This is a genomic window from Bradyrhizobium sp. P3_C3 (genome assembly GCF_056402655.1).
This window is the reverse complement of sequence record NZ_JBFUGY010000014.1, coordinates 142144-155194: the sequence shown is the minus strand read 5'-3', so window position 1 is coordinate 155194 and position 13051 is coordinate 142144. Positions and strand designations below refer to the sequence as shown.

The window sequence follows — 13051 nt, the reverse complement described above, 5'->3', positions numbered from 1 at the left end:
ATGTCAGTGCGGGTCTTAGTATGATCTCCTTGGCCCGTCGTGCAATGCGCGTATTTACGGTCAGGGATTCTACCGGATTGGAGAGTGAGGAAAGCTGGCGGTATAATCGAACGGAAAAGATCCGATCATTAGCGGCGCTTCCCGACAATCTTACCGTCGCATGCGACGAGCTTGCCTTCCTTGTACACGGAGCGCCCTTGCGGCACGCCGACAACGGCTTCAGGAATATGCTCGGCATTCAGTGTCACGAAATCGGCCTTGGCGCCGACGCGCAGGCCATAGCCTTCGAGCCGCAGCGCTTTTGCGCCTGATACGGTGACGACATCGAACGCGACGCGCAGTTCTTCGTCGATATTGAAGCCCGAGCGATAGCCGAGCGTCGTGGCCCGGCGCAGCATGTCGCCGTCGCCATAGGGCCACCAGGAATCGCGGATGTTGTCGTTGCCGCTGAACACGGTGACGCCGGCATTGCGCAGGGCCAGGATCGGCGGGAAGGGCCGGGCGCCCGGCGCATTGGTCATGATCGCGACGCCCGAGCGGGCGAGGGTGTCGGCGATCTTCTTGAGCTGATCCATGGGGATGTCGCCGAGCCCGTAGGCATGGCTGACGGCAACGCGTCCCTCCATACCGAGCGCGCGGGTGCGCGCTGCGATCTGCTCGATTTCGAACGCGCCCAGCGTGCCCATGTCATGCAGATGGATGTCGACGTCGACGCCGTGCTTGCCGGCCACGCCGAACACGACGTCGAGATGCTTCTCGATATCGCGATCGAAGCTCGCGGGATCGAGCCCGCCGACGAGGTCGGCGCCGAGCCCGATGGCCTCGTCCAGCAATTGCGGCGTGCCCGGGCTCATCAGGATGCCGCTCTGGGGGAAGGCGACGAGCTGGATGTCGATCAGGCCCTTGTATTCCTCGCGCACGCGCAAAATCGTCTCGAGCGATTTCAGGCCGACCGAGCCGTCGACCATGACGTGGCTGCGCATCTGCGTGGTGCCGTGGCCGATGCAGAGGTCGAGCTGGTTGCGTGCGCGCACATCCATCGGCGCTGATACGGCCATGTTCTGGGCCTGGAAGGCGACGCGCTCATGCACGTCGAACCCGTTGGTGCATGGCTTGTGCGGGCGCCAGGCGTCGCCATAGAAGCTGGTGTCGAGATGGATGTGGCCTTCGACGAAGCCGGGAACGACGAGGACGTTGCCGAGGTCGATGGTCTCGTTTGCGGCGGGAGGCTCATCGACGGACGTGATCGCGGCGATGCGGCCGTCCGCGACGGCGATGTGATGCCGGGCTCCGCCGTCGAAGCGCGCGTTCAGGAAGATCGTGTCGAAGGCCATCCGGTTGCTCCGTTGGTCGATTGCGAAGATCATCGCGCAAGCCGCGGGTCGGGCGCAAGGCGCGGAAAGTCGGTCAGCCCGGCCCGAACAAAGTGGGCCGCTGCCGCTCAAACGTCTGCCGGCCAGCCTTGAAGCCCATCACGATGTCCGGCAGCTCGGCGATGGCGAAGCGGCTGTCCTGGGTATCGAGCACGACGAGATCGGCGGGGTTGCCGACCTTGATGCCGTAATCGCCAAGGTTCATCAGCCGCGCCGGCAGTTCGGTCACGAGATCGAGGCAGGTATCGAAGTCGCTGACCGAGGCGTGCGCGACGTTGGCATAGAAGTTTGCCATCCGCAGCAGCGACGCGTCGCCGAACGGCGTGAACGGGTTGAGCACGTTGTTGGTGGCGACCGAGCACAGTACGCCGTCGCCGGCGAGCTTGTGGGCAAGCGTCAGCCCGCGCGGCACGTTGTGGGTGGCTTCGCGGCCCATCAGATAGAGATCGGTTGCCGGCAGCACGGTGACGGCAACGCCTGATTTCGCCAGTTGCGCGGTGGCCGCCTTCATCCGCTCCGGCGGCAGCGCCGAGAGTTTTGTGGCATGACCGATCGCCACGCGCCCCTGGTAGTTGCGCCGCTCGGTCTGCCGGCAGACCTCGTCGAGGTGCCACCAGGAGGGGTCGAGATCGAAATCGAGATGGAGATCGATGTCGACGTCGAATTCCTGCGCGAGATCGAAGATGCGCTCGAGATGCGCGTTCGGGTCGGTGTCCATGTAGGGACAGCCGCCGATCGCTTCGCCACCGTCGCGCAGCGCCTGCACCAGCAGCTCTTCGCTGCCGGGGTCGTTGGTCAGGCCCTCCTGCGGGAAGACACAGAGCGACAGGTCGATGGCCCAGGCATAGTCGCGCTTCAGCGCCTTGACCGCCTCGAAGCCGCGCAAGGCAATGCGGGGGTCGATCTCGACATGGGGCCGCATGCGCGTCGTGCCGTGCACGATGGCGCGTTCGAGCACTTTTGCGCCGCGCGCATAGACGTCCTCGACCGTGAAGTCCTTTTTCATCCCCGCCACGGCGCGGATCGCGTCCGAGACGCTGCCGTGATTGTGCCCGCAGCGGCCGAGCAGGCAGGCCTTGTCGAGATGGATGTGGGTGTCGACGAACCCGGGCAGGGCGAGGCGCCCGCCGACATCGACCTCGACAGTCTCGCAGGCAAGCTGCGGCTCGATCGCGGCGAAGCGGCCGCCTCTCACGCCGATATCGACGGGTGCGGCGGATGATCGCAACAGCGTGTTGCGGAAGATCAGGTCGAAGGCGGGTTGGGCGGTCATGGCGTCGGATTCAGCTGTGGTAGCCTAGCGGAAGCTGGGGAAGCGGGCAGCTCCAGATTGTGTGCAATTATGCCACCAAATTGTTCAAAAAATGTGCATGCACTTTGGGGCGTGAATTGTAGAATGCCGGCACCTCGGAGAGCCCACCATGTCTGTCCCCGCAAAAGCCGAACGCCCGATGACCGACGCTGAGATCGTGGAGGCCTATCTCACCGCCTCGATGATACCCGATCCCGATGCCGCCGCGGCCTATATGAAGCCGGGCACGGTGATCACGTTTACCGGCGGGCGCGAGTTCGATCATCCGCGCGGCCCGACCGGCTTCAATGCGAAGCGCTATCGCTGGGTCAAGAAGAGGATGGACCGGTTCGACGTCTGCCCCGGCGCGGACGAGACGGTCGTCTACAGCGTCGGCACGCTCTATGGCGAGTGGATGGACGGCACGCCGTTCGAGGGCAATCGCTATGTCGATCGCTTCGTCGTGCGGGGTGGGCAGATCGTGAAGATGGACGTCTGGAACGACAGCGCCGAGCGCATTCTGGCCCAGCGCGGGATCGAAGCCTAACCTCTTCGCGCCACTTTCGGCAACTTGACGACGCGGTCGCTCGTCACTTCATCCGCATAGGGCGCGAGAATATCGAGCAGGTCGCGGCCACGTTGCGGGGTGGGAGCCACCAATGCGCGATTGGCCACGGAATCCAGATGATGATGCATCAATTGCATCACCTTGGCTTCGTCGCCCTTGGCGAGCGATGCGATGATGGCGCGGTGTTCGTTGATCGCGCATTCGGTTGAGTGCGGTCGGCTGTAGAGCGACAGCGTCAGGCAGCAGCGATAGGCGACCTCGCTGACGTAGCGCACCAGGATCGGGCTGTTCGTCATGTGCGCGAGCAGGATGTGGAATTCGGTGGCGAGCCGGATCGAAACCGCGTCCGTGCCGTCGCGCGCGCGGTCCTCGGCGTCGACATGGGCATTCAGCTCGGCGATCTGGCTCTTGCTCAGCTTGCCCGCGAGCTGGCGGACGACAAGGCCCTCGAGCTGGATGCGGATATCAAATGCGTCGCGCGCCTCCTGCCAGCTCGGCGTCGCCACCACCGCAATCCGGTTGCGACGGAGCTCGACCAGGCCCTCGGCAGCAAGCTGCCCCAGGGCGTGGCGCGCGATGGTGCGGCTGACGCCGAAACGTTCGCCCAGCGCATCCTCGGGCAGCTTTGCGCCGGGCTCCAGCGCCTGCTCGATGATCGCGCGCCTGAGCGCGCGGCAGATCACGCTGACCTTGTCCGATGATTCAGAGGTCTTGCTGGTGGTGCGCGCCGCCATCGGCGAATCCTTGCGGGGAGGGTCGAAACCTCTCTTTAGCACAGGCTTACTCCAATCCAGCGCTCCAATTGCATGCAGTTTGGCGTCCGGATTGCCTAAATCGAATCCGGCCGTTTGGTGCGTCGTTTGGCCAAATCATTGATTGTGCGGGGGCGATCGATTGGCACCCAGCTTGCATGCACTTTGGCTGTTATGCGCATGCAACCCAACGCCCAATTTGACGGCCGGCCCGTTCCCGAAGGCTCCGGCCCTGTTGCCATCGAGCTGTCCGAGGCCTCCGTGACCTTCGGGCGCGGCGACCACGCCGTGCCCGCTCTGTCGAAGACGACGTTGCGGATCGCCGACGGCGAGTTTGTCGCACTGGTCGGCCCGTCCGGATGCGGCAAATCGACCATTTTGCGTCTCGTCAGCGGCCTGGTGCAGCCGACCAGCGGCGTCGTCATCGTCGGCGGCCGCGAGGTCGCGGYGCGGGCGCTGCGGGTCGGCATGGCCTTTCAGAACCCGACCATGCTGCCGTGGATGACGATCGAGCGGAACATCATGTTGCCGCTGAAGATCGTCGAGCCGTTCCGCTCCAATTTCCGCAAGCTGCGAAAGACCGAGTTTCGCGACAAGGCCAATACGCTGCTGGAGCAGGTCGGTCTTAGAGGATTTGGCAGTCGCTATCCCTGGCAGCTATCCGGCGGCATGCTCCAACGCGCMAATCTCTGCCGTGCGCTGATCCATGAGCCGCGGATGCTGCTGCTGGATGAGCCCTTCGGCGCGCTCGACCAGTTTACCCGCGAGGAGCTGTGGGCGATCCTCCAGAACCTCTGGATGACGCACAAGCCGACAGTCCTGCTCGTCACGCACGATTTGCGTGAAGCCGGTTTCCTCGCCAGCCGCATCTGCGTGATGAGCGCGCGTCCCGGCCGCATCCTCGACGACAGCCGTGTGGAGTTCGCGCGGCCGCGCACCGTCGCAATGACCTTCGAGCCGGATTTCGTCGCGCTGAACCAGAAGCTGCGCGCCTTCATCGAGGATGCGCGCAGTGCAGCCCAACAGGGGACAGGCTGATGTTCGGAATCGATATCAGGCAGAAGGCGTGGTCGGCGGGACTGATCGTGCTGTTCTTCGTCGCCTGGGAGCTGTTCTGCCTGATGACCGGCATGTCGGACCTGGTGCTGCCGCGGCCGTCGCAGGTTTTTGTCACGCTGTTCCAGCGCTTCCCGGTGCTGTGGCCGCACATCGTGCAGACGCTCGCGACCACCATGTTCGGCTTCGTCCTCGGCGTTGCGCTTGGGGTCGCCCTCGGCGCCATCATCGGCGTGTCCAAGACGGCCTATGACACCTGCTATCCGCTGCTGATCGGCTTCTCCTCGATCCCCAAGGTCGCGGTGGTGCCGATCTTCGTGCTGTGGTTCGGCTCCGGCACGGTGCCGGCGGTGCTGACCGCGCTGTCAATCTGCTTCTTCCCGATCGTCGTCAATATCGCCACGGGCCTCGCGACCACCGAGCCCGAGCTCGAAGACGTATTGAAGGCGCTCGGCGCCAGCAAGTTCGACATCCTCTGGAACGTCGGTCTGCCCAGGACCATGCCGTTCTTCTTCGCCTCGCTGAAGGTCGCGATCTCCTACGCCTTCGTCGGCGCCGTGCTGTCGGAGACGGTCGCCTCCAACCGCGGCATCGGCAACGTCATGATGACGGCGTCCTCCAATTTCAATGTGCCGCTGGTGTTCGCCGGCCTGTTTGTGCTCGCCGGCCTTGGTGTCGCGCTCTATGCCGTGTTCTCGCTGATCGAAGGGCGTGTCACCGGCTGGGCCACGCGCAAGAACGACGTGATCGCCACCTGAATTTCTGAACCGTCACGCAACGAAGCTTGAGGAGGTCTCGATGTTGAGAAAAGTAACTGTCGCGCTGTTGGGATTGGCCCTGTCCGCGGGCGCTGCCACGGCCGAGGAAACCACGATCAAGTTCACGCTGGGCTGGAAGACGCAAGGCAGCGATGCCGCGTTCTTCTACGCCAAGGACAACGGCTATTTTAAAGAGGAAGGCCTCAACGTCGTCATCGACCAGGGCGAGGGCTCCGGCGCCACTGTCACGCGCGTGATGTCGGGGGCCTATGACGCCGGCTTCGGCGACGTCAACGCCATCATCCAGAACGCCTCGACCAAGCCGCAGGAGGCGCCGGTCATGGTCTACATGATGTGGAACCAGCCGCCGTTTGCAATCGTCGCCAAGAAGACCAGCGGCATCAACACCATCAAGGATTTCGAGGGCCACACGCTGGGCGGCGCGCAGGGCACGCCGACGACGCGGCTGTTGCCGGTGTTCACTCGCAAGAACGGGCTCGACGGCGAGAAGATCAAGATCTCCAATATGGCCCCGAACCTGCAGGAGCCGATGCTGATCAAGGGCGATATCGACGCGGCGCTCGTGTTCAACATCACCAGCTATTTCAACCTGGTGCTGAACCGCCAGGACCCGGACAAGGATTTCAAATGGTTCTCGTTCAGTGAGTACGGCCTCGATCTCTATTCCAACGGCGTGATGGTCTCGAAAAAGCTGATCGCGTCCAATCCGAAGGCGGTGGCCGGCCTCGTGCGCGCCATCAACAAGGGCGCGATTGCGGTGGCCAAGGATCAGAACGCCGGCATGAAGGCCGCGCTGAATTACGACAATCTGATCGACGTCGCCGTCGAGAAGCGCCGGCTGCAATATTCCTTCGACAAGCTCATCGTCTCGCCGGAGATGAAAGAGATTGGCATCGGCGACATCAAGGATGACCGCATGACGCGCGCCATCGGCATCGTGGTCGAGGGCTATCAGCTCGCCCGCGCGCCGACGCCCGCAGAGGTGTTCTCGCGCGAGTTCCTGCCGCCGCGTGCGGAGCGGGAGCTGGTGTATACTGCCAACTGATCTTCACAGATCTTTGGAGAGACGGTCATGGCCACGGAGATTGCGGCAACCAGCCTGTTCCGTGGCCCTGATCTCGGTGTGACCGACAATGTCGTGCTGCGGCACGATAACGGTATCATCACCGACATTCTTGAAGGAGCGGGGCCTGCTGGCGGGCCTCGCTCCTTCGTCATTCCTGCCTTCGTCAACGCCCATGACCATGCGCGCGCGACCGCCTCGTCTTTCGGGGCGGTCGGCATGCCCCTCGAAAGCTGGATCCTGCGCACCGCGCTCGGTTCGCCCATCGACCCCTATCTGACCGCGGCCTCCGCGCTGGCACGTTCCGCCAGGGCTGGTTGCGCGGCGATGATGGTGCACTACACCCGCCCAAGCGGGACGATGCCGTTGCTCGATGAAGCCAAGGCGATTGCGAGGGCGGCATCCGATGTCGGCATCCGCGTGGCATTTGCCCTCGCGGTGCGGGACCGGAATCCGATCGTTTATGGCGATGCCGAGCCGATTCTCTCCGGCCTCCCCAGTGACGACCGCAAGACCGTCGAAGACCTCTTTGTCCGCGCGCCGATGTCTCCGAAGGCCTATATCGAGCTGACCGATGCGATTGCCGCCGCCATCTCCGGTCCGATGGTCGACGTGCAGCTTGGACCCGCCGGCGTGCAATGGTGTTCGAAGCCGCTGCTGGAGGCGGTCGCCGAGAACTCGGCGCAGACGGGCCGCCGCATTCACATGCATCTGCTGGAGACCGTCTATCAGCGCGCCTGGGCCGACCAAAACTTTCCGGACATGGTGCGTTGGCTGCGCGATATCGGCTTCCTCTCGGAGCGGCTGACGCTGGCGCACTGCATCCACGCCCGTCCCGATGAGCTGGAGATGATCGCGGCCTCCGGCGCGCGCATCGTCACCAATTTCAGCTCGAACATGCATCTGCGCTCGGGGCTCGCCCCGATCGCCGCCGCACACAAATGTGGCTGCGCCATCGCGGTCGGCGTCGACGGGTTGGCGCTGGACGAGGACGACGACATCCTGCGCGAGATGCGGCTGGTGCAGATGGCCCATGGCGGCCTCGGCTTCAAGGCGACCTGGACGCCGGCCGAGCTGTTCGCGCTTGCTGTCCGCAATGGGCGCCGTGCCACCGGCGCGCCTGGGAGCGGCGCGCTCGTCGCAGGCAATCCCGCCGATTTCGTCGTGATCGACCTCGACCGGCTGGATCGAGATCAGATCATGCCCGTCGACCCCATGGCGCTTCTGTTCGCGCGGGGCAATGCGTCGCTGGTGAAGGAGGTCGTCGTCGCCGGCAAGACGATCGCGAAGGACGGGGCCTGCATGGGCGTTGACCTGCCGGCCATCGAGCAGGAGTTGCGGGCGATGTACCGCGCCAATGTCGGCAAGCTCGGAAGTTTTCAGCGCATGTGGCCGCCGCTGTCGGAGCGGGTTTCCGGCTGGTTCGAGCAGCAGCTCACCTGCGAATAAATGGGACACGATCAAAGAACGCCCGCCTGACGACCAGGCGGGCGCTCCCAAAGGCTCGAATGCCGTCGTTACTGCAATGCCTTGAGCTTGGCGCTCTTGCCGTCGACCACCTCGAAAACGACATAGCGAGGCTGCATCTGGCCGTTCGGCAGGAACTGGACGTCGCCGAACACGGTGCCCTTGACGGGCTTGCCGCGGATCGCCTCTGCCACGGTCTTGCGATCGAGCGACTTGGTCTGTTCGACCGCCTGCGCCCACACCTGCACGGCGGCGGCGCCGAGCGCGGCGCTCTTGTCCGGATCAACGCCGTAGGCCTTCTTGTAGGCGGCGACGAACGCTACGCTCTCCGGCTGCGTCGTGAACGGCGGCAGATCGGGGAAAAAGATGTCGGCCGATATCACGCCGTTGTTGGCGTCGCCGGCGACCTTGTACACGGTGCTCAGCATGATGCCGACGGCGCCGACGAAGGTGGATTTTATGCCGGCCTGGCGATACTGATCGACCAGCGCGGGAAGGCCTGAGGAATTCGACGAACTAGTGACGATGACGGCGTCTGGATTGGCCCCCTTGATATTGGTCAGCTGGACGCGGAAATCGGTGTCCTTGAACGCGAACTTTTCGGTCATGATGACTTCGCCCGAAAAGTTCATCTTCTTGAATTCGGCCTCGACGGCGGTCTGAAAGCCGTTGCCATAGACGTCGTTCTGGGTGAGGAACGCGATTTTCTTCGCCTTCATCGTCTGGGCGACGTATTTTGCGATGACTTCCGCATCGAAGCCGTTCGAGCTGTTGATGCGCATCGCGTAWGGGTTCGTCTCGCCGCTGAGGATCAGATCCGACTTCGAGACCGCGGTGAAGTCGAGAATGTTGCCGCGGGCGAGAATCGGCTGCATCGCCAACGTGACCGGTGAGTTCCAGCCTTCGATGACGATGTCCGCCTTCTCGGCAGCCATCTCGTTGGCGCGGCTGACGCCGACCGCGGGCGTGCTCTCGTCGTCCTTGGAGATCACCGTCAGCTTGCGGCCGAGCAGGCCGCCCTTGTCGTTGATCTGTTGGACCATCAGCTTGACGGCGTTGGTCACGGTCTGGCCATCAGGGCCGGCGCCGCCGCTGAGTGGAAAGATGGTGCCGACCTTGATGTCCTGTGCCACGGCAGGCACAGATGCGAGACCCAATAATAGCGCGAGAGCCAGTTTCGTCTTGTGCATGCGCTTCCTCCCAATGCGTTCTACGTCTTCTTGGTGATACGGCGGTAGAGGCCCACGAGCCCGGCGGGCCAGAAGATCAGGACGAGCGCCAGCACCGATCCCAACACGATCTTGTTCCAGTCGCCGCCGAGCGACAGCAAGTTCTGCTGGACAATCAGGAGGGCGGTGCCGATCAAGGGGCCGAGCAGGATACGGCGCCCGACCAGCACGATCGCGGTGAGCATCATGACGAGGAAGTAGGACTCGAACATGTCGGGGCCGACATAGGCGCGCTGATAGGCGTAAAGCCAGCCGGCAAGCCCGGTGATCGGTGCCGAGATCACGAACACGGAGAGCCTGATCCGGCGCGGATCGACGCCGAGGCTTGCGGCCAGCGCGGGGTTCATCTGTACCATCAGCGCGGTGGTACCCAGCCGCGAGCGGCGGAAGCGCGCGATGAAGGCGAGAGTGAGCAGCAGCAGCGCGAAGGCGATCGGCCAGAGATCTTCCTGCATCGCGCCGGAGAAGTTGGTCACGAGCAATGGGAGCTTCAGCGACGGAATGCCGACGATGCCGTCGGACCCACCGACGGCGTCCCAGTTGAACGCGATCTCGTAGGCGACCACGGCGGCCGCATAGGTCACGAGGGAGAACACGAACTCGCGAGTCCGCAAAGTGACGGCGCCGAGGAAGGCCGCGGCCGCGAGGCACAGCGCGATCGTCGCGGCCGCCGTCGCCCAGCCGTTCAGGCCGTATTTGACCGAGAGGTTCGCGGCCGCATAGCCGCCGATCGCCCAGAACACGGTGTGGCCGAGGCTGACCTCGCCGAGATAGGACAGCACGATGTCGGCGCCGTAGCACATCACCGCGAAGATCGCGATCGTGGTCAGCGTGGAATATGCGACTGAGGTACCGCCGAGCAGGCGCGGCAGGAGGAAGCCGATCACGACGAAGGCCGCGACTGCGGCGAGGCGCAGGAACGGGATCGAGGCGGGTTGCGGGGATTCGATCGCGGTCATTTGGTTGCAAGCCCCGCGGGACGGATCACGAGCAGCGCCAGCAACAGCGCAAAGGCCGCCGCCGTCGTATAGGCCGGCGCGACGAACGCGCCGAAGAAGGCGGTGAACAGGCCGAGCCCGAGCCCGGCTGCGAGCGCGCCGCCGATCGAGCCGATGCCGCCGAGCACGACCACGACAAAGGTCATGATGACCTCGTTGAAGCCCATGCTGGTCAGGATCGGCGAGCGGGGCGCCACCAGCGCCGCCCCCAGCGCGACCGCGGAACACTCGAACACGAAGACGCCGAGATAGACGAATTTTGCGTTGATTCCGAACAGCTCCGCGAGCTTCGGGTCTTCGGCGACGGCACGGATGACCGAGCCGAAGCGGGTGCGTTGGGTAAACAGCCAGACCGCGCCATAGAGGAGAAGGGTGACGACCAGCACCAGCACGTCCTGCCAGGTGAACCAGAGCGGACCGATGTCGATCTTGGCGCGCGCCAATGTTCCGGGCAGCGTCTGCGGATTGCCGCCGAAGATCAGCGCACTGCCGCCCTGCAGGACGTAGCCGAGGCCGAGCGTCACGATCATCAGGCTGGTGAGGTTTTGCGTCATGACCAGGCGCATCATCGCGCTCTGCATCAGGAGGCCGATGACGCCGAGCACGATGATCGCCACCAGAATGGCGAGCGGGTAGGGCAGGCCCAGTTTGGTGATGGCATACCAGGTGACGAAGGCGCCGAGCATGTAGAGTTGGCCATGGGCGAAATTCACCAGCCGCGCGACGCCGAGCAAAATGGTCCAGCCCAGCGCGATGCAGGCATAACCGGAGCCAAGCACGATGCCGTTGATGACCTGCTGCGCGATATTCATGCCGGCGTTCCATCGGCGATGGTGCCGAGATAGGCCTCGATGATGCGATGGTCCGCGGCCATGACGTCGGCAGGACCTTCGCCGACGATCTTGCCTCGTTCGAGCAGGTAGAGGTGGTCGACCACCTTCAGCGCCGCCTTGACGTTCTGCTCGACCAGCAGCACCGGCAGGCCGCGATCGACCAGCAGGCGGATGCGGGAGAGCAGGTCGGTGATCAGCCGGGGCGCGAGGCCCGCAGAAGGCTCGTCCAGCATCAGCACGCGCGGGCCGGCGAGCAAGGCGCGCCCGACCGCGAGCATCTGCCGCTCGCCGCCGGAGAGCGCCGCGCCCTTGTGCGAGCGCCGCTCGGCGAGGCGCGGGAAGAACTCGAAAACCTCGGGGATGGTGAAGAGATGCCGGCCGATCGTGTCCGCGGGCGGCCGCACCAGTGCCAGGTTCTCGTCGACGTTCAGCTCCGCAAAGATGTTCTTGCCTTCCGGCACCAGCGTAAGGCCGCGCGCCACCCGCTCGTGCGCGGCGAGTTTCTCGATGCTGCGTCCTTCGAGCTGGACGCTGCCGGTGACCACGGCGCTGCCACGGGACCAGCCGGCGAGCGCATTGACCAGCGTGGTCTTGCCGGCGCCGTTGGCGCCGACGAGGCCGACCATTCGCCCCGCGGGCACGCCGATATTAACGCCTGACACCGCGACATTGCCTGCGTAGCGGACCGAGAGACCGTCGCTCTGGAGTACGCCGCTCATTCGTCGCGTCCCAGATAGGCTTCGCGCACGCGGGGATCGCGCTGGATGTCAACAGGCGTTCCCGTCGCCAGCATCGCACCCTGGTCGATCATGACGATGCGATCGGCAATCGACATGATGAGGTCCATGTGGTGCTCGATGACGACGAGGGCGAGGTTACGCTTGCGCAGGCCAATCAGGACGTCGGCGAGCTTCTTCATGTCGCCGCCGCTGAGGCCGGCCGCGGGTTCATCGAGCAGGAGCACCTTTGCGCCGGCGCCATAGGCGAGTGCGACCGAGAGCAGGCGCTGCACGCCGTAGGGAATATCGCCGGGAAGCTGGTCGTGGTACTGCCGGGCGATGCCGAAGAAGTCGAGCAGTTGTGCGGCCGCCAGTTCGGCTGCGCGGCGCGTGGTGGCCTCGCGCCAGGGCGCGAACAGGGATGTGGCGAGATCGGTCGAGAAATCGCGGAAGATGGCCGAGACCGCGTTCTGCAGGACGGTCAGTTCGCCGAAGAACGAGTTCTGCTGAAAGGTGCGGCGCAGGCCGCGGCCGGCGAGGTCGAACGTCCGGAGCGCCGAGACGTCGGCCTTGTCGAGGAATGTGCGGCCGCGATGGGTGACGGCATTGGTGACGGCGGCGAAGCAGCTGCTTTTTCCCGCGCCGTTCGGGCCGATGATGCCGAGGATCTCGTCGTTATGGACTGACCAGCTCACGTCGCGCAGGGCGACGAGCGCGCCATACTGCACGGTCAGCCCTTCGACGCGCAGCACCTCGTTCGCGCCGCGACGCGTTTCCCCGGAACTTGCCACCCGGCCGTCCATCCCTTGTTGTCCCGGCCGCGCTTACGGCAACCGGTCCTTTTTGGCGAGGCAGCGCACGGCAATCGATGCGGGATCAAATCGCAGGAGAGAGGCAGCCTCGCGAGAGGCAAGGTATTGCGC

13 protein-coding genes are annotated in these 13051 nt (G+C 64.5%); 5 read left to right on the top strand and 8 right to left on the bottom strand.

Annotated elements, in window-relative coordinates; all coding sequences use genetic code 11:
* Positions 1-128: 128 nt before the first annotated feature.
* On the bottom strand, positions 129-1334 hold the full coding sequence (locus tag AC1DW2_RS18655) for an amidohydrolase family protein (protein ID WP_477006877.1): 1206 nt from the start codon (positions 1332-1334) through the stop codon (positions 129-131).
* A gap of 73 nt (positions 1335-1407) precedes the next feature.
* Positions 1408-2646, bottom strand: a complete 1239-nt coding sequence (locus AC1DW2_RS18650; protein ID WP_477006876.1) for an amidohydrolase family protein — start codon at positions 2644-2646, stop codon at positions 1408-1410.
* A gap of 148 nt (positions 2647-2794) precedes the next feature.
* Between AC1DW2_RS18650 and AC1DW2_RS18645 the strand changes: the two genes are divergently transcribed.
* A complete protein-coding gene (locus tag AC1DW2_RS18645) occupies positions 2795-3211 on the top strand; it encodes a nuclear transport factor 2-like protein (protein WP_477006875.1) in 417 nt (138 codons plus the stop codon).
* On the opposite strand, the gene AC1DW2_RS18640 is transcribed toward AC1DW2_RS18645, so the two are convergent.
* Positions 3208-3966, bottom strand: coding sequence for a GntR family transcriptional regulator (locus AC1DW2_RS18640; RefSeq protein WP_477006874.1), 759 nt, complete (start codon positions 3964-3966; stop codon positions 3208-3210). The two genes, AC1DW2_RS18645 and AC1DW2_RS18640, sit on opposite strands and share 4 nt — an antisense overlap.
* Before the next feature lie 198 nt (positions 3967-4164).
* Here AC1DW2_RS18640 and AC1DW2_RS18635 point away from each other — a divergent pair, with 198 nt between their 5' ends.
* Genes AC1DW2_RS18635 through AC1DW2_RS18620 form a run of 4 tightly spaced genes read left to right on the top strand, consistent with a single transcriptional unit; the run spans position 4165 to position 8331 of the window.
* Positions 4165-5022, top strand: coding sequence for an ABC transporter ATP-binding protein (locus AC1DW2_RS18635; protein ID WP_477006873.1), 858 nt, complete (start codon positions 4165-4167; stop codon positions 5020-5022).
* A complete protein-coding gene (locus tag AC1DW2_RS18630; protein WP_028146641.1) occupies positions 5022-5798 on the top strand; it encodes an ABC transporter permease in 777 nt (258 codons plus the stop codon). The genes AC1DW2_RS18635 and AC1DW2_RS18630 overlap by 1 nt, the downstream gene beginning before the upstream one ends.
* Positions 5799-5838: 40 nt before the next feature.
* Positions 5839-6864 carry an ABC transporter substrate-binding protein gene (locus tag AC1DW2_RS18625; protein ID WP_477006872.1) on the top strand — a complete coding sequence of 342 codons (1026 nt, stop codon included), beginning with the start codon at positions 5839-5841 and terminating at the stop codon, positions 6862-6864.
* Positions 6865-6891: 27 nt separating this feature from the next.
* Entirely contained in the window at positions 6892-8331 is a 1440-nt protein-coding gene (locus tag AC1DW2_RS18620) for an amidohydrolase family protein (protein ID WP_477006871.1), read from the top strand.
* Between the two features lie 68 nt (positions 8332-8399).
* Here AC1DW2_RS18620 and AC1DW2_RS18615 read toward each other — a convergent pair whose 3' ends face one another.
* Genes AC1DW2_RS18615 through AC1DW2_RS18595 form a run of 5 tightly spaced genes read right to left on the bottom strand, consistent with a single transcriptional unit; the run spans position 8400 to position 12919 of the window.
* The gene (locus tag AC1DW2_RS18615; protein WP_477006870.1) at positions 8400-9539 is read right to left on the bottom strand and encodes an ABC transporter substrate-binding protein; all 1140 of its coding nucleotides are present in this window, start codon (positions 9537-9539) and stop codon (positions 8400-8402) included.
* A 20-nt stretch (positions 9540-9559) separates the two neighbouring features.
* Positions 9560-10537, bottom strand: coding sequence for a branched-chain amino acid ABC transporter permease (locus AC1DW2_RS18610; RefSeq protein ID WP_166094753.1), 978 nt, complete (start codon positions 10535-10537; stop codon positions 9560-9562).
* Positions 10534-11388 (bottom strand): branched-chain amino acid ABC transporter permease, encoded by an 855-nt coding sequence (locus AC1DW2_RS18605; protein WP_477006869.1) that lies wholly within the window; start codon positions 11386-11388, stop codon positions 10534-10536. Before AC1DW2_RS18605 ends, AC1DW2_RS18610 begins: the two co-directional genes overlap by 4 nt.
* Positions 11385-12128, bottom strand: a complete 744-nt coding sequence (locus tag AC1DW2_RS18600) for an ABC transporter ATP-binding protein (RefSeq protein WP_477006868.1) — start codon at positions 12126-12128, stop codon at positions 11385-11387. Before AC1DW2_RS18600 ends, AC1DW2_RS18605 begins: the two co-directional genes overlap by 4 nt.
* Positions 12125-12919 (bottom strand): ABC transporter ATP-binding protein, encoded by a 795-nt coding sequence (locus AC1DW2_RS18595; RefSeq protein ID WP_477006867.1) that lies wholly within the window; start codon positions 12917-12919, stop codon positions 12125-12127. The genes AC1DW2_RS18600 and AC1DW2_RS18595 overlap by 4 nt, the downstream gene beginning before the upstream one ends.
* Positions 12920-13051 lie beyond the last annotated feature (132 nt).